The organism is Serratia sp. AXJ-M (assembly GCF_046531865.1).
Taxonomy (GTDB): Bacteria; Pseudomonadota; Gammaproteobacteria; order Enterobacterales; family Enterobacteriaceae; genus Serratia; species Serratia liquefaciens.
In genome coordinates, this window is sequence record NZ_CP059394.1 from 1,371,053 (window position 1) to 1,389,582 (window position 18,530).

The following is an 18,530-nucleotide window of genomic DNA, read 5'->3' on the forward strand; positions in this document are numbered from 1 at the left end:
GTCAAAGCGAGGGGCAAAAACTCTCAGCGCATTTCGAGTTCCGGCACCACCGACATACCGACCCGCAACCGTGCCAGGTCAGCCTGGTTCGGCTCCAGCAGAATTTTCACCGGCAGGCGTTGCACCACTTTGGTGTAGTTGCCGGTGGCATTATCGGCGCTGATGGCGGCAAAGGTGGCGCCGGTGGCGGGCGCTATGCTGTCGACATGACCGCGCAGCGTTACGCCGGGCAGCGCATCTACGCGGATCGATACCGGTTGGCCGGCGGAGACATTGGCCAACTGGGTTTCCAGGAAGTTGGCGACGACATAGCTCTGCTGCAGTGGCACTACCGCCAGTAACCTCGTCCCGGCAGAGACCCAGGCCCCTTCGCGTACCGCTCGCTGGCCCACGGTGCCGGCAATGGGTGCGATGATTTGTGTATAAGAAAGATTGAGGCGTGCCTGGTCAACGCTGGCCTGTGAGGCGGCAATATTGGCTTCGGCCTGTTTCCTGCTGGCCTGCAATACCCCGACCTCTTTGCGTGCAGAGACCACGCCAGCCTGGTTTTGCTTCAGCTGTGCCGCGGCGGTTTGCATCGCTGAGGTGGACTTTTGCTGTTCATCGGCGGTTGCGGTGCCGGTTTTTAGCAGTCGGCGATAGCGGTCGGCATTCTGCCCTGCATAATTGAGCGTGGCCTGGCTGGCGCTGACGCCGGCTTCCTGTTGGGCAATATTGGCCTGTTGTTGATCCAGCTGCGCTTGAATACTGGCCAGCTTGGCCTGGCTAATTTGCAGATTGGCCTCCGCCGTTTCCAGCGCCACGCGATAGTCGCGGTCGTCGATAGTGGCCAATACTTCGCCGGGTTTAACCTGCTGGTTATCGGTTACGTTGACGCTGCGGATATAGCCGGAAACCTTGGGGGCCACCAGTGTGTAATCGGCCGTCACCACCGCGTCGTCGGTACGAAAATGGTGGCGGGTAAGCGATGAATAGACAAAGAAAGCGATGGCCAACAGGATGACCAGCAGCAGCGCCAGAGTTAAGGTTCGTTTTGCAGGAGTGAAGCTCATGGTTATGATCCTGATGTTTTTGGAACTAAAGGTAAAAGGGTTTGCGGTGGGTAGACGCGGGGCGGTAGCCAGGCGGTCAACAGCACCAACAGCAGTGCGCAGCAGATAATCAGCAGATAGGCATCACTGATGCTGAGGATCTCCGCCTGGTGCCTGATCAGCGTCGAAAAATGACTGAGGTTTTCTGTCGAACTGACGGTACCGTCGGGCAGCAAGGGTACGCTATTGCTGACGCTATCCGGGGTACCTGCGGTCATTAGCCATGGGCGATTGCCCAGTTGGTCCACCAGGACATGGGAGTGGAACTTCTCCCGGTGGCTAACAAAATTCTCGACAAGACATCCCGCCGCCACGGTTGAGAAACCGCGAACGGTGTTAAACATCGCCGAGGCGAAGGGCCCCTCCGGCGGCATGACTACGCTGGTGGCTCCCAGCAAAACCGGCAAAATCATCATCGGCTGCCCAAATATCTGCAGGCTCTGAATAAACCAGAAGTTTTGCCGTGCCCAGTCGTCAGTCAGTTGCGTGCCAAGCAGGCAAGAACTGATCATCAGCGCGGCACCGGTGATTAGCACCCAGCGGCTGTCAATCCAGCGCAAGTTCAACACTGCCGCGATCAACGGTGCCACCACCAACTGCGGCAGGCCGATAGTCAGTGCCAGCGGCGCGAATTGTGCGGTGCGAAACCCCTCTATCTGCGAGAAGTAAAGCGAGGGCAGCATTGACCCTGATTGCATCAACATCAGCACCCCGGCTAGCGTCAGAAGACCGTGAGTGAAATTCTTTCGCCTCAGCATTTGCAGCTTGAACAACGGCAACGGATGAAACCATTCGTTAATTAAAAACGTCACCAGCAACGCGATGGAGATCGGTAGCATTAGGCTAATCAGCGGCGAATTAAACCAGTCGAGTCGTTCTCCCTGTGTTAGCGACAGGATCAACAGTGCAATGCCACTGCAGCCGGTCAGCATGCCGAACAGATCGATCTGCCTGAAGCGCTCCAGGCGCAATGGATCCTGCGGCAGTCCCCAACTAATCAGTAAAAATGCGCTCAGGCACAGCGGGATCGACTGCCAAAAAACAAACTGCCAACCCAGATTATCGGTCCAGAGAGCTGCCAATGGGGCCGCTACATTGGGCCCAAAGGTAGCGGTGAGCGCATAGGCTGACAACCCGTAGAGCTTAATGCCCGGCGGCAGAAAGCGCAGTGCTGCCGTCATCAACAATGGCGGCAGCGCGCCACCAAACAGGCCCTGCATCACCCGCAGCGTAATAAACAATGACGGATCAGAGGTTAAGGGCTGGATAATGCCTACGACGGCAAATCCGCTGACCATCATCAGAGCAAAACGTCGCAATGAGAACGTTACGGCAAACCAAGGGGCTATCATCATGGCCGCCACCTCCGCCGCTTGATAAGCCGAGGCGATCCAACTGCCCCCGTCGTAACCGATACCTATAGCGGCGCGAATATCTACCAGCGCCAGATCGCTGACACGATCGTTCAGCCCAGAAGTCAAGGCAGCGATCAGCACACCCACCAAGCCCAATGCTAGGCGCAAAGTGAAAGGATGCGGCGTGGGGGCTGCCGCAGGCTGACCATTCATAATATAACTCCAGATGTAAAATTGCGATGCACTGTATCGTATTGCGGTACAGTGATGCGCATACTACATTGTGAGTCACTGTATTGCAATGTGGTGCACTGTCCCGTTCGGAAGAAAAAGTGATACAGTGCGGATTAAAAGCAAGGAAAGGGAAACTCTATGTCTGAACCCTCAATGAGTTGTGATGATGAAAAGGCCGGCGGGATTCAGGTTATTACCCGAGCGGCGAAAATTCTCGATGCCTTGGGTGAAAAGCCGAATGGTATGAGTTTAGGTGAAATAGCTCAGGCGGTAGATTTGCCGCGTTCTACCGTACAGCGCATTGTCAACGCGCTGGATTCTGTTCAACTGGTGCGCGGTGGTGTCGGTGGTGTGCGCTTAGGACCCTCATTGTTAAGACTGATCGCTCGAGTGCATACAGAGGTGGTAGCTATTGCTGAACCCTGGTTGCAGGCGTTGAGTGATGCCACTGGCGAAACGGTATCGCTGGCGCGCGCCAGTGGTCTGCAGTTGGCGATAGTGCATTACATTGTGGCGGATCGTGAGCTGCGGGTAGTGCCGCGTATTGGTATGAACCTGCCCCTATACAGTACATCGGGCGGGCGGGCGTTGTTGGCATTAGACAGCGATGACGCTGCCCGAGAATTGTTGGGCGAAGCCTATAAGGCGGTTACTGATCTGACCATCCGTGACTTCCCGGCATTGTTGGAACACCTAACGGAAATACGCCGTACCGGGTTGGCCTACGATCGGGAGGAAACTTTGGAAGGCATTTCCATGATGGCAGTGGCTATCGATACCATTCTGGGGCGTTTTTCCATCAGCCTGTTAGTGCCAAGCACCCGTTTTACAAAGAATGAAGCGGATTATCGCGAGGAGATCCTTAAGTGCAAAGAGGCACTGCTTGATGAGATTGGTAAGGTTATTACACGAGATTAAGGGGATAACACGATGAAAACGCTGTTGGTCGCAGTTGATAATTCCGCCACCGCTCGTAAAGTTATTTCACTGGCTGCTGAACAGGGGTTGGCCCAACGGGCAACGGTAGTGGTGCTATGCTGTGTGGACCTCAGCTATTCCACGACGGGCCCCTATGACATTGCCGTCGGTGAAGATCCGGCGGATTTTGGCTACGCACAGGATGAACAAGGCGCAGCGGCAGCCGTAGTGCGTCAGGCTCTGAGTGAATTGAAAGATGCCGGTGTCAGCGCGCGTGGCAGGGTAGTGCCCGGTGAACCGGCGGGAACCATTGTGGCTCAGGCTAAAGAGCTGAATGCCAGCATGATTATTATGGGCCGCAGGCATCTTTCACCCTTTAACCGTTTGTTGAGAGGCTCGCACAGCGCTTTGGTAATAGAAAACGCCGACTGCCCGGTGCTGATCGACGTACGGGCTGATTGACTGTCTCTGCTTCCCGGAGCCGAAGATGAAATTGAAGTGTGCAATTCTTGATGATTATCAGCAGGTGGCGCTTGGCATGGCGGACTGGTCGGCTATTGCCGATCGGGTAGAAGTCTCCGCCATGAGCCAGCATTTTACCGACGAAGCGGAGTTGGCCGTGCACCTGCAGGATTGCGACATTCTGGTGATCATGCGCGAGCGTACGCCAATCACGGCCTCGCTGTTGGTGCGTTTGCCTAAGTTGAAGCTGGTGATCACCTCGGGTATGCGCAATGCGTCTGTCGATCTGGCCGCGGCGGCGCAACGTGGCGTTGTGGTCTGCGGTACCGCCAGCGGTTCGGCCGCGCCGATGGAGCTGACCTGGGCGCTGTTGCTTGGGCTGGCGAAGCATATCGTGCCGGAAAACGCCGGACTGCGTAATAACGGCCCCTGGCAGCAGGCGCTGGGCGTGACGCTGCAAGGGAAAACGTTGGGGCTGTTGGGCCTGGGCAAGATTGGCAGTCAGATGGCGGTGGTCGCGCAGGCCTTTGGCATGCGTGTGGTGGCCTGGAGCCAAAATCTGACGGCGGAAAAAGCCGCGCAGCAGGGGGTTCACCTGGCGGAATCTAAACAGGCGCTGTTTGAACAAAGCGATTTTGTTTCCGTCCATCTGGTGCTGAGTGAACGCACTCGCGGGCTGGTGGGCCAGCAGGAGCTGCAGGCAATGAAAAAAACCGCTTACCTGATCAACACCTCACGTGCGGCCATTGTCGACCGCGCTGCGTTGATTGACGCCTTGCAGAACCAGCGGATAGCCGGGGCCGGGCTGGATGTGTTCGACGTCGAGCCTCTGCCGCTCGACGATATCTTCCGCCGTCTGCCCAATGTGTTGGCGACGCCGCATTTGGGCTACGTGGCGGATGATAACTATGGCATTTATTTCCGCGAAGCGATCGAAGACATCGTGGCGTTTCTCGCCAATGAACCGATACGCCGTTTGAGCTAGCCGGCTTTTATTCCCCTGGATGCTTGTCTGATGCGGGTATTCGCCCGTATCATTGCGCGTCTTTTTTAGCAGGGGTAATCATGCGCGTATTATTGGCTCCGATGGAGGGCGTTCTCGATTCTTTGGTGCGTGAGTTACTCACCGAAGTGAACGACTACGACCTGTGCATCACCGAATTCCTGCGCGTGGTCGATCAGCTGTTACCCGCCAAATCTTTCTATCGCCTGTGCCCCGAACTGCATCATGCCAGCCGCACGCCGTCCGGCACCCTGGTGCGCATCCAACTGCTGGGCCAATATCCGCAGTGGCTGGCGGAAAACGCCGCCCGTGCGGTTGAACTCGGGTCCTATGGCGTCGATCTCAACTGCGGCTGCCCGTCCAAGCTGGTCAACGGCAGCGGCGGTGGCGCGACGCTGCTGAAAGATCCGGAGCTGATTTATCAGGGGGCCAAAGCGATGCGTGCGGCGGTGCCGGATCATTTGCCGGTCACGGTAAAAGTTCGATTAGGTTGGGACAGCGTCAGCCGCAGTTTCGAAATTGCCGACGCGGTCCAGCAGGCGGGTGCCACCGAGCTGGCGGTGCATGGCCGCACCAAAGAGGACGGCTACAAGGCCGAGCGCATTAACTGGGCGGCGATTGGCGAGATCCGCAAGCGTCTGACCATTCCGGTGATCGCCAACGGCGAAATCTGGGACTGGCAAAGTGCGCAAGATTGCCTGCAAACCACCGGCTGTGATGCGGTGATGCTGGGGCGCGGCGCGCTTAACGTGCCGAACCTGAGCCGGGTAGTGAAGTATAATGAACCGCGCATGCCCTGGCCGCAGGTGGTGCAGCTGCTGCAAAAATATGTTCATCTGGAAAAGCAGGGCGATACCGGCCTTTATCACGTGGCACGCATCAAGCAGTGGCTGGGTTATTTACGTAAGGAATATGACGAGGCGACCGAGCTGTTCGGCGAAGTGCGCACCTTGAATAATTCAAAAGATATCGCCCGGGTAATTTGCCGCTCGGAATAATAAAAACCCGCCTAAGGCGGGTTAGCGTAAATTCGTATTATCAAGACTCACTGTCGAGGCGATTTATTTCTATCTCGATATCCTGAATGGTTTTTTCCAACCCTTCAAGGCAGGCACCCTGTTTATTCAGCAGGTCGCCAATCGCCCCAGCGAATTCCTTATGTTTATATTCGCCTTGGTCGAAAGCCAGCCATTGCGCAGACAGCGTCTCGGTATTGGATTGTGCATAGTGTCTCATTTCCTTCAGCTGAGAAACCACATCACGTAAATTATCAATCTGCGTTTTGCTGTTTTCATTGTCACTCATGCATAGCTCCTTGGGGTACGTCGTTTAAATAATTTCGACTGCCAGATAAAGACTACCCTATCTGGAAAAATATATCAGTGCTATGAGCTGCCATGACTGATTATCGCGGGATATATATCGTTAAAATTGCTTTATAAACAAAATAATATGCCAATTGTAAAATTTTATAAATTATCATTATTAAATCGTTTTTATAGGTGTTAATTAAATTGTCAATAGTCTGTGTCTTATATTTTGAAGGCGGAAGGAAAGCGTAAATATTTAATTTTTGTAGCGCTATAAAATAGAAGGAATATTCCCCTATTGAAAGGGGCGTTATTTCCCTGCGGGCGGCTTAGCCCTTTTTATACTGCGCCACCGGGCCATGCCATAGCTAATTCAGAGCGTCAGTTGTCCAGATCGATACCAAAATAGCGCATCAGCGCTTCACGGCGCTCCTGTTCCGAATGCAACGTCGACTCCCGACGGTGGTGATCTTCGGTGATAATTAGCTTGTTCTCACTGATCGTCACGCGGCCATTTTCTGTGGCGTGGGAACACACCAGTTTTTGGGTGAAGTGCGACTGCGGTGAAGTGCTGTGGTATTCACACATGTCGGCAAACTCGTTGAGCTCGCGTTTTTGCAGGGTAAAGCGGTACAGGGTTTTGGCATGCGAACGGTTATCGCCATTGCGGCGTTCCAGATAGTAGGTCTCGCCTTCCTGTTCCAAATGGAAGGTGCCGCTTGTTTGCGGTTGCTGCTCGGTGGTGGTGATTTTCAGCGGCGTCAGGAACGAATCACCAAACCCCACGTCCACCAGATACGGCTGATCCAGCTCTACCATCAGCGCCATATGATCGAAGGGCGCGCCGAAGCTGCCGTCGCGGGCGCGGATCTCGCCGGAAATAAAATTCACCTTGAAACCGATGTCTTTCAGTAGCAGGGCGAACAGCCGGTTCAGCTCATAGCAAAAACCGCCGCGGTTGCGTTCGACAATTTTATTGAACAGCGCCTGTTCTTCCAGATCAATGCCCTGATGGTAAATAATGCTCAGGTTCTCAAAGGGAACCCGCAGCATATGGCCACGGTGTAATTGCTGCAGCGTCAGGAGGTCTGGTTGGGGGATGCCTGCGAATCCAATATGTTGCAGGTAGCGTTGTCTGTCCACGGTTTGTCTCGCAGCAAAAAATTTGATTATATCTTTCATACTTCAAGCTGCCTCTTTGTTGACTTCCTGCGCTTACCCAGTCACGTACTGTTTGTACGCTCCCGGGGATGCGCTTAGTTGTCGCCGCGATGCAACTCGAATTATTTTGGATATATAAAATAGATGGATTTTTCGCACCTGTGGGAGCAATAAGTGCTGCGTCAGAACGCCGGGGGTTTACCGGCCGCCTGTAGCAGCAGATTCACCCAGCGGCGGGTGGTAGTGCTGACGAACGCGCTGTCCGCCCAGCACAGGCGATATTGATAGGCTGCGGGCAGTTGTTGGTTTTCGCCAAACACCCGAACCAGCTTGCCGGCAGCCAGGGCGTCCTGAGCGACCGCCAGGCTACCGAGTACCACGCCGTTGCCGTCGATGGCTTCTTGAAGCGCATGCCCGACGCTGTTAAAGGTGATTATACCGCGTGGCGCGGTGGTGCCTTCGCCAAAGGCGGCAAACCAGTCCTGCCAACCGGCAACGCCGAGCTTATGCCCGTCTTTCCACGGCGAATGGATCAGCTGCATCGATGCCAAGTCAGCGGCGGTGATCGGCGCTGAATGGGCGGCGAGAAAGCTTGGGCTTGCCAGCGGGGCGAAGGCATCGGCGAGGAGTTCGTGCGAGTGTGGCGGCGGGTTGTCCGTGGGGCTATAGCGGATAGCAATGTCGGCTTCACCACTGGCCAGATCGCGTAAGCTTTCGTTGGCATCCAACACCAGCGAAACATCGGGATCGGCACGGCGTAACGCCGGCAAACGTGCCGCCAGCCAATGGCTGGCGATCCCCAGGGTACAGGTCAGTTTCAGCGTTTGCTGTTGCTCTGGCCGGGCGCGGTCACTGGCTTTTTGCAGCAGCGTCAGCGCGCGGGTGACATCAATCGCCAGCCTTTTTCCGGTCTCGTTAAGCGCGACCGCATTGCCCTTGCGGTGAAACAGTTCCACCCCCAGCTCGTTCTCCAGATGACGTATCTGGCGGCTGACCGCACCCAGCGTCACGTTCAACTCTTCCGCCGCTTCGGTAAAACTGGCGCAGCGGGAAGCAACCTCGAAGGTATGCAAGGCTTTCAGCGACGGCAGGCGAGGTTGAGCGTTCAGCTTGAGTTTCATTCAACCATATTGCCAATCTATCGATGTTCCACAAGCGATTTTTTGCTTACTTTTGGGGCAACAATCGGACGGGAGTATCGCGTGGACGTAATGATGGGGCTGGCCGCCGCGCTGTGCTGGGGCAGCACGGATTTTTTGATTGGCATTAACGCCCGAGCGGTGGGGGTGCGTAGGGCGGTATTTTTCTCGCAGGCGATCGGCTTTGTGATTTTTAGCGCGTGGTTATGGGCCACTTCGGCCCCTTGGTTAGAAGCTTCAGCTTCCATTTGGGGGCTGGCGTTGCTGGCCGCGAGCCTGACGGTGAGCGGCACCTTGGCACTGTCGCAGGCCTTTGCTATCGGCAAGGCGGCGATGGTGGCGCCGCTGGTTACCAGCTACGGGGCGGTCACTACGCTGTTATCGTGGATCAGCGGTGAACGGCTGGGAGCTTTGACCCTGGCAGGGCTGGCGGTGTGTCTGCTGGGCGTCATGTTGACTGCCGTGAGCCCGGGTCGTCAGCCGGGCAGATCGCGCTCGACTTTGCCCGCAGTGACCTTTGCGTTGATCGCCGCCTTTTGTTATGGCACCGGTTTCTGGTTACAAGGGAAATACACGCTGCCGGTGCTGGGGCCGAGCCTTAGCCTGTGGCTTGGTTATACGGTGGGGCTGACGGCTCTGCTAGCGCTGAATACTGACCGACGCGCTTTGGTAAGCCGACCTAACTGGCGACAAGGAGGACTGCTGCTGCTGGCCAGCCTGCTGAGTCTGGCGGGCTTTAGCGCATTTGCCAAGGGGGCCGGTAGCGGATCGCTGGCGATTGTGACGGTGTTGAGCACCCTGTCTGGCGGCATTGCCGCACTGCTCGGCGCGCTGTTACTGCGCGAGCGGCTATCTGCCTTGCAGTGGGCAGGCGTGCTGACGGTACTGGCTGGCGCCCTGGTGCTGCATATGAAGTGACCTAACCCATAACCAGCAGCGTCTTAATTTGGGCCGTTGTTTGCATTGATGATCTGAGCGGGCGATATTCATTCCAACCCTGAATTTCGCCCGGTTTTACTGCGTGGCCTGCTATTTTTCGCAAAAACGCGTGGGTCGATAACGCTCGGGGATTTCCCGGTTTTTACCGTCGATCAGTTCTTCACTGACCCACCTTCCAACCGTGGCGGCGCAGGTTACCGCCGGATGCATCACGGCCACATAAAGCCCAGTAACCTCACCGATAAACCCCATGACGGGGCATTTGTCCTCGGGTACGGGCCGTTGTCCCACCGATTGGCTGAGCTGGCGTGCGGATCCTGTCCCTTTCAACCTTTTGGCTATTGCCGCCAAGGTGTCGGAAGCCATCTCATCAGCACCACCAACGGCCGGATAATCTTCAGCGGCTAGGATATCGCCGTTGCGGGCATGGCGAACTTCTATATCATCCCCTGAAATGAGGGTATTGATGACGTGGTCCTGCGTGCTGTAGCGCAGCAAAATTGCCGGCGAAGCTTTAATCGGAAGTGAGATGCCAATGGCGTTTAGCAAAGGGGAAATACCCGTTCCGCAGGCCAGCACGACACAATCTGCGTTGAACGTTCCCTGCAGGGTGTCAACGCCGGTAATGGCATCGCCTTCCCTGACGAGTCCGGTGACCGGCGTCTGGGTTTTTAATACAGCGCCGAGGCGGCAAGCCGTATCCAGCAAGGCGTGGGTGGCGTCGATCGGGTCAACGGCGCCATCCTGTTTTGCATAATAAGCCTGTGGAGGCGGATTATTCATCGCGGGTTCAAGCTGGGAGATCACGGATTGCTCAAGCATTTTTTCATGGGCCTGAGCCGCCAATGAATCGCTGTCGTAACTGAGTGCGCCGGCCCAATGCAGCCAAAGCTCCGGCACTTCTTTCTCCAGCCGATGCCAGTCGGCCACGGACGCGCGGCGAAGCAGGACATCGGGCGCATCATCACTCACCGTGCTGTGGATCCAGCCGAAAGAGCTGCCGGTGGCACCTGATGCCGGGTGGTGTTGGTCAATGACGGTGACCTTCACACCACGGCGAGCCAAATGATAAGCGATGGTCGCGCCGATAATGCCTGCGCCCACAATAAGAATATGCCTGTCAGAGAGATCCATACCCACGTTCTACCTCGCATGTACCGGGCACAAACTATCCCATAAATTAACGGTTTCATGCAGATAAATGTGCTTTGCTCCCCGAAGCCTACCAACCTCAACCGGCGTGCTGAGTGCGTCTGATATAGGTCCAGGGGTTCAGCGAACGCAGATGCATTTGCAATACCGCGCCACGGCGGAAGAAGTAGTTAAGCAGGGTCAGTGACAACAGCTCTGTCAGCAGGGTGCTATAAGCGGCGCCCATCATGCCGTACTGGCGGATCAGAAAGTACGACAGCGGAATGTTGATGATAAACACCAGAAACATCTTCTTCGACAGGAAGCCATAGCCGGAGAAGAGCACAATGTATTTGTAGGCTACGGTGCCCAACGCGGAAAGCAGCGTTGAAACCGCCAAGACGCCCATCGCCGGATAGGCTGCCAAATATTGCTCCCCGTACAGCAACACAATGACCGGTTTGCCAAGCAAAACGATACCGGCCACGATGGCGGCGGCGATGGCCAGCACCAGCCCATTCAGTTTGGCGGCGGTGCGCATTGCGTCATCGCGGTGATAGGCGAAGATTTTGGCGAAAAACGAGGTGATCACCGCATCGGTAACAAACATCCAGGCGGTTGCCAGGGTGATGGCAACCGAGTAAATGCCCAGCGCTTGCGCCGAGACGAACCACATCAGGAACAGCTGCGCCAGCCGGGTATAAATGGCAATGGAGACATTGGAAACCGCCAGTGGCAGGCCGCTGGCGAGCAAATAGCGCACATATTTACGCCGTACGCGTTTTGGCGCGACAAAGCGCGGATAACGGCGGTGGTAGATATGGTGGCGAATCAGATAGGGGATCAGGTAAACCATCACGATCGGGATTGCCAGGAAATACAGGTGCAGATCAAGATAAACAATCAGATAACGCACCAGCAGTGCGCTGCCCAACCCGGCTACGTTAGCCAGCGTATTGAAGCGTGATTCCAGCCGGGCGTCGTGATAAATGGTGAACACGTCTCTGAGCGAGAAGAAGCTGGCGACAAAGGTGGCGGCGCAAAAATAGAAGGTAATGAAATCTTCACGCAGCCCGGTGTAAATCAATATTGCCGCAGAGAGCAGCACAAAGCAGCCCTGTCGCAGCCGATTGGTGGAAAACATCAGGGCGGTTCCGGAACCTGGGTTGCGGCTAATCCGCTTGAATAGAACGGTATCGGAGCCCAGCAGCGCCAGCGTTTGGGTAATGGCGAAAATAGCGGTAGCGAAGGTGATCTTGCCGAAGCTTTCCGGGCCGATGTATTTCGCCATATAGGCGGTAATGAAAATGACCCCCAGAATAGACACCATTTTTTCGGATATCATCCAAAACGCATTTCTCACAATATTGATATCTATGAATTTTAATTTCATTGGTACTTTCCCTGTCGCCTCTAATAATAGGAATCGTCCGATTATTCCCTTACCCACTGTAAGGGATGCCCCGCAGGGTTTTATAATTGAGATGCAATAATCGGAATGTGAGAAGCATTCCTGCGTATGCTATGTTCATGGAAGAAAGAGAAGAATGAGAAAACTCGCAAAACGACTCTATCGGGCCGCACCCGATTTTATCTATTACCAAGTCAGCCATTATCTTGCCCACGGCTCTTGGGTTAGCTTCAAAAACCCGAAAACATTTTCAGAGAAGATTTATCAGCGCATGCGCTACCCGCATAATGATTTCAGTATGTTAGCGGATAAGGTGGCGGTCAGAGAGTATATTTCTCAGCGGGTTTCAGATAAATACCTAACGCCCATTATCATGATTACCGATAATTTTAGCGAACGGGACTACCTGGCCTTGCCACAATCATTTGTTATCAAAACTAATAATGCCTCTCAGCAGGTCAAGATAGTTAAAGATAAAAGTAAGGTCACCTATCAGGATATTACGAAAATTCTTAGGGAATGGTCTGGAATAACCTATTGGAAAAGATTTCGAGAAAAACACTACGCTAATATTCCGCAGAAAATTATTGTTGAGGAGCTGCTGGATATTGAATGCGACGGTGAGCTGATAGATTACAAAGTGCACGTGTTTAACGGCAAATACTCTTATTTATTCGTTGAGTTGTTACGTGGCGGGCCAGAGCCGACTTCGCTGGAGTTTTTGGACGAATATGCCCACCATTGTTTTTTCACCCAGGGTGACATTCCGCAGATCAATACGCTGAACCAGAAACCGGCGTTTTGGGATGAAATGATCCAGGTGGCGAAAGCGGTCTCGGCAGATCTGGATTATTGCCGCGTCGATTTTTATCTCACTCGCGACCAGATCTACATTGGCGAATTGACGCTCACGCCAGGCGCAGGCAACGAAGTTTATCTGCCGCGCGCGACGAATCTGCTGCTGGGCGAGATGATGTCCAAAGACGGGTAAACATTGCGACGCCGCTTACCCCGCGCTGTCCGCCGGTGCGATGCTTTGCAGCCACGCCAGAAATTCGGCGGCTTTGGGTTTGTCCAGCGTGCGTTGCGGGTAGACCACATAGTAAGGCTTGCTCAGCGGTAGCGTCGGTTCTGCCAGCGGCACCAGGGTTCCCTGAGCCAGTTCACGCTGGATCAGCTGCTGCTGGCCGAGCAAAACGCCGTGGCCCTCAACCGCGGCGTCAATCGCCAGCGAGGTCAGATTATAAGTCAGGCCGCGCCGCTGCGGCGGTGGTAACCCGGCGGCGCTGAACCACTCATGCCAGCCCGGCAGAAACTGGCTCTCCTTTCCCCAATCCACCTGAATCAGCGGCTGTTGAGTCCAGTCGCCGATCCTTTGTAACTGCGGGCTACATACCGGCTGCACGCAGTCCTGAAACAGCCGCACTTTTTCCATCAATGGATAGCCCTGATCGCCAAAGCTCAGGGCAAAATCCGCCGTTGAAGCGGCAAAATCGACCTCGGCGTGGGTGGCGTGCAGGCGAATATCCATCTGTGGATGCTGGTTCAGCCACTTGCCGATGGCCGGGTTCAGCCATTTTGACGCCAGGGCCGGCAAGGCAAAAATCGTCAATGCCTCTTGGCCCCGTTGGCGATCGACATGCTGTTGCGCCACGCGCAGCGTTTCAAACGCCTGCTGCACGTAGGCCAGGTAATCCGCCCCTTGTTCAGTCAGCGTCACGCCGCTTTTGGCACGGATAAACAGTGTGATGCCCAGATGCTGCTCGAGCTGGCGGATCTGCTGGCTGACGGCGGCGGCGGTCAGCGCCAGGCTGTCTGCCGCTCTGGCCAGGCTGCCGGTACGGGCGGCGGTTTCAAACGCCAGAATGGCGCTCAGTTTGGGCAGGCGGCTGCGGGAAGGTGCGTTCATGGTGGCTATCGCTAAGAATTGGTTAGCTCATCCTTAACGCATTTTTGTTATTACGGCAATCCGACATTCGCTACAGTGAGGTTATCCGGCCCTTATGCCCTCAGGAGTTCAGCATGCAGCAACTTGCTCATATCATTGATTTATCCGCCAACCCGATTGGCGATGCTGCCTTTCAGGCCCGTTGCAGGGCGACGCTGGATGCGGCAGGGGCGCTGGTGCTGCCCGGCTTTTTGACCGCCGCGGCGCTGGCGACGGTGCGTTTGGAGGGGGCAGAGCACAGCCCTGCGGCGTTTTATGCCGCCAGCAAGCACAATGTCTACCTGAAACCGCAGGACGACGCCTTGCCGGCCGATCACCCACGCAACCGGCTGGTGGTTTCTTCCAAGGGGTGCATTACCGACGAGGATATCCCGGCGCAGTCGCCGCTGCGTACGCTGTACGATGCGCAATCCTTCCGCGATTTCCTCTGTGCGGTACTGCAAGAACAACAGCTGTACCCTTACGCCGATCGGCTGTCTTCAATCAATCTGCATTATGCCCATCGCGGGCAGGAGCTGGGCTGGCATTTTGACAATTCGTCGTTTGCCATCACGCTGCTGATCCAGAAACCGCAGGCCGGTGGGCAATTCGAGTACGTGGAAAACCTGCGGGATGCCGATCGTGGGGAGATGAATTACGCTGGCGTGTCGCAGGTATTGGACGGCGAACGGGCGGTTAAGACCTTGGCGATCGAAGAGGGGGATTTGGTGCTGTTCCGGGGACGCAATGCCATGCACCGCGTCACGCCAACCGAAGGCGATACCACCCGCATGCTGGTGGTGCTGGCCTACAATGCCCAGCCGGATATCGCGCTGTCGGAGAGCGCCAGAATGACCTTTTACGGCCGACTTTAAGAATAAAAAATTCAGAGGGCTGACAAGCCCGCATAAGGGTTAACCGATAGGGATCGAACATGTTCGACCCGATTTAACCGATTGATTATGCGGTAGGGCGCGGCATACAGCACCCCTACTACGAATAACTGCCCCGAAAGGGGCAGTTAAGAGACTCAGTGGTGGGCTTCTTCGTGAGCCTGCTGTTCCAGCTTCACTTCCTGAGCCCGCTTGCGCAGGCCGAACCAGCCCAGCGTCAGCAGCACCGCCAGCACCGGAATGGTGGCGATAGTCCAGGTGCCGTTCGGGTAGTCGAACGCCATCATGATGACGACCGCCAGCAGGAATGCCAGCGTTAGCCAAGAGGTGAAGGGCGCGCCGGGCATTCTGAAGGATACCGGCTGGGCGCGACCTTCGCGTACGGCTTTGCGCAAACGCATCTGGCACACGATGATAAACGCCCATGAGGCGATAATGCCCAGCGAAGCGATGTTCAGCACGATTTCAAACACCCGCGAAGGCACCAGATAGTTCAGCAAAACGCCAATCACATAGATGCCGCAGGTCACCAGAATGCCGGCGTAGGGCACTTGCTGGCTGCTCATTTTGGCCATGAATTTCGGCGCTGACCCGCCCATCGACAACGAGCGCAGGATACGGCCGGTGGAGTACAGGCCGGAGTTGAGGCTGGAGAGTGCTGCGGTCAGCACCACGATATTCATGATGGTGCCGATATAAGGTACGCCCAGCTTGCTGAAGAAGGTAACGAACGGGCTTTGGCCCGCTTGGTAGGCGTTCCACGGCAGCAGCAGCACCAACAGTACCACCGAACCGACGTAGAACAGGCCAATGCGCCAGATCACGCTGTTGATCGCTTTTGGCATCATTTTGGCCGGATCCTTACACTCACCGGCGGCGGTGCCGATCAGCTCAATCCCGGCGAAGGCGAAGATAACACCCTGCACTAACACCAGCGCTGGCAGCAGCCCGTGCGGGAACATGCCGCCGTTTTCGGTAATCAGGTGCAGGCCGGTGGTGTTGCCGGCCACCGGGGTACCGGTGCCGAGGAACACTACCCCCACCACCAGGAACAATGCGATGGCGACGACTTTGATCAGGGCGAACCAGAACTCCATTTCGGCGAACCACTTCACGCCGATCATGTTCATGGTGGCAACCACGCCGAGTGCGCAGAGCGCGAACAGCCATTGTGGGACGTCGGCGAAGGTGCCCCAGTAGTGCATGTACAGCGCCACCGCAGTGATATCGACGATGCCGGTCATTGCCCAGTTGAGGAAATACATCCACCCGGCGACGTAAGAGGCTTTTTCGCCGAGAAACTCGCGGGCATAAGACACGAAGCTGCCGCTGGACGGGCGGTGCAGAACCAATTCGCCCAATGCGCGCAGAATGAAGAAAGAGAATATACCGCACACCAGATAGACCAGCGCCAGTGCCGGGCCGGCCAATTCCAGACGGCCACCGGTACCGAGGAACAAGCCGGTACCGATTGAACCGCCGATAGCGATCATCTGTATTTGTCGATTGCCCATGCTTTTGTGATAACCGGATTCATGGGAGTCTAACCATCGTCTTCTGGCTGCGTGCTTGTCATGCGCAGACTTTTTATTTGATTGCATTATCCGTCCTGTTTACCTGTCTATGGAATTACCCTGCTCTGGCTTCAGAGCAAACGATTGCTATGGACAATCGTTATGAGAATGAGGTCATGGCATCATTCTGCTGTTTATTGTGTATACAAGCCGCCACGAAATAACGGCGAAGCATGCTACCTTTTCTCAGTAAATGTGGCAAAAAATCCTGCGTATAAATCGTGAACAAGTGTGTTTGTTTTTTGTTCTATATATAAAAGAATATATTATTCAATAAGATGGTTGATTTTATCAAGACGGAAATATCGAGGAATAAAAAGTGATTAAAATCACATAATAATAATTACCGTGCAAACTACAGGGAATTTTTCTTATTAATGGGTGAGGTGAAAGGAGGGGGATAATAAGACCTCCCAACCTGTGGTGATATTGTCCGCAGGCGGGAGATAATAAACGGAGAGATTTGGCCGATTTTTAGGCGGATTCACCGGCCGGCAGAGCCGAAGTCGGCAGGCCGAATACCTTGTCGAACACCCAGTTAAACACAAAGGTGTAGCACGGGATAATCACTATCAGGGCCATATCCAGCAGCAGCGCCTGCCACAGCGTAATCCCCATCCACCAGGCAATCAGCGGGATCAGGTAAACCACTAACGTTAATTGAAAGCCTACGGCGTGCAGAATACGGCGTTTAAGCGTACGGCCGCGTGAGGCCTGGCGACTTTCCCACAGCTCAAACAGCGAGTTGTAGATGAAGTTCCAGGTGACGGCGATAGTGGTAATGATCACCGCCAGCGGCCCAGTGCTGCTGGGGGCGCTGCCGGAAAGCAGCGCCAGCCCGAGCGCTGAGATCGCCATGCCGATAATTTCATAGGCGGTGACATACACCAGTTTGCGTTTAACGCCTTGCATTACTCATCTCCTGACTGATTTCTTGGCTTTGTGGTCGAGTGACCTTTTGTCGTCTGGCGGGTAAGATAACGTCAACTACATTGATAGAAAAAGTCAGGAGCTGTCAGTTTTACTGACAGAAAGCGCAATGAATTTTTCCAGCGACAATATTGAGATGTTTCTGGCGGTACTGGATCGCGGTTCGTTTTCCGCCGCGGCCCGATCGCTGCGCCGCGTACCTTCGGCGGTGAGTATGGGGATCGCCAATATGGAGGCGGAACTGGGGTTTCAACTGTTTGATCGTTCGCACCGCGAGCCGGTGCCGACCGCGTTGGCATTGGCCCTGGCACCCCATGCGCGACTGATAGCCGAACAGCTTAAGCAGTTGCAGAACCACGCTATCGAACTGTCGCAAGGGCTGGAGAGCACCTTGTCGATTGGCGTTGCCTCGGACATCAACAGCAACGGCCTGCTGACGGCGATCAACACGCTGGCGGAGCGCTATCCGCTGCTGAATATTGAAGTGCTGACCGCTCCGCAGGATGACGTGGTGCATATGCTGCATCAGGAGCGAGTCGACGTTTGCCTGGCATTTGGCGGACTTAACATCAACAGCCAGGAACAGTTTCACTTCGTCGGCGCGGAATCGCTGGTTGCCATGCTTTCGCCACGGCACCCGGCGTTGCAGGGAGCGCCGGATGAGCTGTTCCTCGAGGATTTGGTCAACGTGCGGCAGATAATGGTGGCCAGCCGTGATTTGCCGATCGCCGATCTGCGGCCGCGGGTGGCGGAATCTTACTGGCGCACCGACAGCCTGCCGATGGCGCTGAACATGGTCGAGGCGGGTTTGGGGTGGGGCAATTTCCCGCTATCGCTGACCGCACCATTGTTAGCTCAGGGGCGGTTGATCAGGCTGAAATTCAAAAACACCAAAAATGAGCTGCGATTGCCGATACACCTTGTCTGGCTGAAAAGCCGACCGTTGGATAAGGCCGCCCGCGAACTGGTGGCCCTGATGCGCGACGCGTCGCAGGCGGAATAATCCCAGCGGCCGTATTGCTTTTGTTTTCATCACTGGGCTACTTTGAACC

Annotated in this window: 18 protein-coding genes; 8 read left to right on the forward strand and 10 right to left on the reverse strand. The window is 55.3% G+C overall.

The window, feature by feature from the left end; translation table 11 throughout:
- Positions 1–23: 23 nt before the first annotated feature.
- Together H0S68_RS06420 and H0S68_RS06425 are read right to left on the reverse strand one after the other, a co-directional pair.
- Positions 24–1,052: an HlyD family secretion protein gene (locus tag H0S68_RS06420; RefSeq protein ID WP_410529245.1), complete on the reverse strand. Its 1,029-nt coding sequence runs from the start codon at positions 1,050–1,052 to the stop codon at positions 24–26.
- A 2-nt stretch (positions 1,053–1,054) separates the two neighbouring features.
- Positions 1,055–2,659 (reverse strand): MFS transporter, encoded by a 1,605-nt coding sequence (locus tag H0S68_RS06425; RefSeq protein WP_128863940.1) that lies wholly within the window; start codon positions 2,657–2,659, stop codon positions 1,055–1,057.
- A gap of 159 nt (positions 2,660–2,818) precedes the next feature.
- Between H0S68_RS06425 and H0S68_RS06430 the strand changes: the two genes are divergently transcribed.
- The 4 genes from H0S68_RS06430 to dusC all read left to right on the forward strand — a co-directional run bounded on the left by H0S68_RS06430 (position 2,819) and on the right by dusC (position 6,061).
- Positions 2,819–3,598 carry an IclR family transcriptional regulator gene (locus tag H0S68_RS06430; RefSeq protein WP_128863941.1) on the forward strand — a complete coding sequence of 260 codons (780 nt, stop codon included), beginning with the start codon at positions 2,819–2,821 and terminating at the stop codon, positions 3,596–3,598.
- Positions 3,599–3,610: 12 nt separating this feature from the next.
- Positions 3,611–4,060: a universal stress protein gene (locus tag H0S68_RS06435; protein ID WP_201895626.1), complete on the forward strand. Its 450-nt coding sequence runs from the start codon at positions 3,611–3,613 to the stop codon at positions 4,058–4,060.
- 25 nt (positions 4,061–4,085) lie between these two features.
- Positions 4,086–5,045, forward strand: coding sequence for a D-2-hydroxyacid dehydrogenase family protein (locus tag H0S68_RS06440; protein ID WP_201895625.1), 960 nt, complete (start codon positions 4,086–4,088; stop codon positions 5,043–5,045).
- A gap of 80 nt (positions 5,046–5,125) precedes the next feature.
- Positions 5,126–6,061, forward strand: coding sequence for a tRNA dihydrouridine(16) synthase DusC (gene dusC / locus H0S68_RS06445; protein ID WP_262244521.1), 936 nt, complete (start codon positions 5,126–5,128; stop codon positions 6,059–6,061).
- Between the two features lie 40 nt (positions 6,062–6,101).
- Here the strand turns inward: dusC and H0S68_RS06450 are convergent, their stop codons facing one another.
- From H0S68_RS06450 to H0S68_RS06460, 3 genes are all read right to left on the reverse strand, one after another.
- Positions 6,102–6,368 carry a hypothetical protein gene (locus H0S68_RS06450; protein ID WP_020825741.1) on the reverse strand — a complete coding sequence of 89 codons (267 nt, stop codon included), beginning with the start codon at positions 6,366–6,368 and terminating at the stop codon, positions 6,102–6,104.
- Positions 6,369–6,754: 386 nt separating this feature from the next.
- Positions 6,755–7,516: an arylamine N-acetyltransferase family protein gene (locus H0S68_RS06455; protein WP_149573484.1), complete on the reverse strand. Its 762-nt coding sequence runs from the start codon at positions 7,514–7,516 to the stop codon at positions 6,755–6,757.
- Positions 7,517–7,716: 200 nt separating this feature from the next.
- Positions 7,717–8,655, reverse strand: coding sequence for a LysR substrate-binding domain-containing protein (locus H0S68_RS06460; protein ID WP_410529246.1), 939 nt, complete (start codon positions 8,653–8,655; stop codon positions 7,717–7,719).
- Between the two features lie 90 nt (positions 8,656–8,745).
- On the opposite strand from H0S68_RS06460, the gene H0S68_RS06465 reads away from it, so the two are divergent.
- A complete protein-coding gene (locus H0S68_RS06465) occupies positions 8,746–9,591 on the forward strand; it encodes an EamA family transporter (protein ID WP_410529449.1) in 846 nt (281 codons plus the stop codon).
- Positions 9,592–9,702: 111 nt separating this feature from the next.
- On the opposite strand, the gene H0S68_RS06470 is transcribed toward H0S68_RS06465, so the two are convergent.
- Complete coding sequence (locus tag H0S68_RS06470; RefSeq protein ID WP_410529247.1) at positions 9,703–10,746, reverse strand: NAD(P)/FAD-dependent oxidoreductase; 1,044 nt, start codon at positions 10,744–10,746, stop codon at positions 9,703–9,705.
- A 97-nt stretch (positions 10,747–10,843) separates the two neighbouring features.
- Positions 10,844–12,136 (reverse strand): oligosaccharide flippase family protein, encoded by a 1,293-nt coding sequence (locus H0S68_RS06475; RefSeq protein WP_020825746.1) that lies wholly within the window; start codon positions 12,134–12,136, stop codon positions 10,844–10,846.
- Positions 12,137–12,290: 154 nt separating this feature from the next.
- On the opposite strand from H0S68_RS06475, the gene H0S68_RS06480 reads away from it, so the two are divergent.
- Positions 12,291–13,145: an ATP-grasp fold amidoligase family protein gene (locus H0S68_RS06480; RefSeq protein ID WP_174573893.1), complete on the forward strand. Its 855-nt coding sequence runs from the start codon at positions 12,291–12,293 to the stop codon at positions 13,143–13,145.
- A gap of 15 nt (positions 13,146–13,160) precedes the next feature.
- On the opposite strand, the gene H0S68_RS06485 is transcribed toward H0S68_RS06480, so the two are convergent.
- Positions 13,161–14,063: a LysR substrate-binding domain-containing protein gene (locus tag H0S68_RS06485; RefSeq protein ID WP_410529248.1), complete on the reverse strand. Its 903-nt coding sequence runs from the start codon at positions 14,061–14,063 to the stop codon at positions 13,161–13,163.
- A 113-nt stretch (positions 14,064–14,176) separates the two neighbouring features.
- On the opposite strand from H0S68_RS06485, the gene H0S68_RS06490 reads away from it, so the two are divergent.
- Positions 14,177–14,956, forward strand: a complete 780-nt coding sequence (locus H0S68_RS06490; RefSeq protein ID WP_174573894.1) for a 2OG-Fe(II) oxygenase — start codon at positions 14,177–14,179, stop codon at positions 14,954–14,956.
- A gap of 155 nt (positions 14,957–15,111) precedes the next feature.
- On the opposite strand, the gene ansP is transcribed toward H0S68_RS06490, so the two are convergent.
- Positions 15,112–16,575 carry an L-asparagine permease gene (gene ansP / locus H0S68_RS06495; protein ID WP_046374222.1) on the reverse strand — a complete coding sequence of 488 codons (1,464 nt, stop codon included), beginning with the start codon at positions 16,573–16,575 and terminating at the stop codon, positions 15,112–15,114.
- Positions 16,576–17,022: 447 nt separating this feature from the next.
- On the reverse strand, positions 17,023–17,460 hold the full coding sequence (locus H0S68_RS06500; protein ID WP_046374221.1) for a PACE efflux transporter: 438 nt from the start codon (positions 17,458–17,460) through the stop codon (positions 17,023–17,025).
- Positions 17,461–17,587: 127 nt separating this feature from the next.
- On the opposite strand from H0S68_RS06500, the gene H0S68_RS06505 reads away from it, so the two are divergent.
- A complete protein-coding gene (locus H0S68_RS06505) occupies positions 17,588–18,481 on the forward strand; it encodes a LysR family transcriptional regulator (protein WP_410529249.1) in 894 nt (297 codons plus the stop codon).
- The last annotated feature ends 49 nt before the right edge of the window (positions 18,482–18,530 follow it).

Bases quoted from the DNA above. Each gene is read 5' to 3' on its own strand.
- H0S68_RS06485 (WP_410529248.1), bottom strand. From the start codon at position 14,063: ATGAACGCACCTTCCCGCAGCCGCCTGCCCAAACTGAGCGCCATTCTG.
- H0S68_RS06440 (WP_201895625.1), top strand. From the start codon at position 4,086: ATGAAATTGAAGTGTGCAATTCTTGATGATTATCAGCAGGTGGCGCTT.
- H0S68_RS06490 (WP_174573894.1), top strand. From the start codon at position 14,177: ATGCAGCAACTTGCTCATATCATTGATTTATCCGCCAACCCGATTGGC.
- H0S68_RS06430 (WP_128863941.1), top strand. From the start codon at position 2,819: ATGTCTGAACCCTCAATGAGTTGTGATGATGAAAAGGCCGGCGGGATT.
- H0S68_RS06450 (WP_020825741.1), bottom strand. From the start codon at position 6,368: ATGAGTGACAATGAAAACAGCAAAACGCAGATTGATAATTTACGTGAT.
- H0S68_RS06460 (WP_410529246.1), bottom strand. From the start codon at position 8,655: ATGAAACTCAAGCTGAACGCTCAACCTCGCCTGCCGTCGCTGAAAGCC.
- dusC (WP_262244521.1), top strand. From the start codon at position 5,126: ATGCGCGTATTATTGGCTCCGATGGAGGGCGTTCTCGATTCTTTGGTG.
- H0S68_RS06505 (WP_410529249.1), top strand. From the start codon at position 17,588: ATGAATTTTTCCAGCGACAATATTGAGATGTTTCTGGCGGTACTGGAT.
- H0S68_RS06420 (WP_410529245.1), bottom strand. From the start codon at position 1,052: ATGAGCTTCACTCCTGCAAAACGAACCTTAACTCTGGCGCTGCTGCTG.
- ansP (WP_046374222.1), bottom strand. From the start codon at position 16,575: ATGCAATCAAATAAAAAGTCTGCGCATGACAAGCACGCAGCCAGAAGA.
- H0S68_RS06435 (WP_201895626.1), top strand. From the start codon at position 3,611: ATGAAAACGCTGTTGGTCGCAGTTGATAATTCCGCCACCGCTCGTAAA.
- H0S68_RS06475 (WP_020825746.1), bottom strand. From the start codon at position 12,136: ATGAAATTAAAATTCATAGATATCAATATTGTGAGAAATGCGTTTTGG.
- H0S68_RS06480 (WP_174573893.1), top strand. From the start codon at position 12,291: ATGAGAAAACTCGCAAAACGACTCTATCGGGCCGCACCCGATTTTATC.
- H0S68_RS06425 (WP_128863940.1), bottom strand. From the start codon at position 2,659: ATGAATGGTCAGCCTGCGGCAGCCCCCACGCCGCATCCTTTCACTTTG.
- H0S68_RS06465 (WP_410529449.1), top strand. From the start codon at position 8,746: ATGATGGGGCTGGCCGCCGCGCTGTGCTGGGGCAGCACGGATTTTTTG.
- H0S68_RS06470 (WP_410529247.1), bottom strand. From the start codon at position 10,746: ATGGATCTCTCTGACAGGCATATTCTTATTGTGGGCGCAGGCATTATC.
- H0S68_RS06500 (WP_046374221.1), bottom strand. From the start codon at position 17,460: ATGCAAGGCGTTAAACGCAAACTGGTGTATGTCACCGCCTATGAAATT.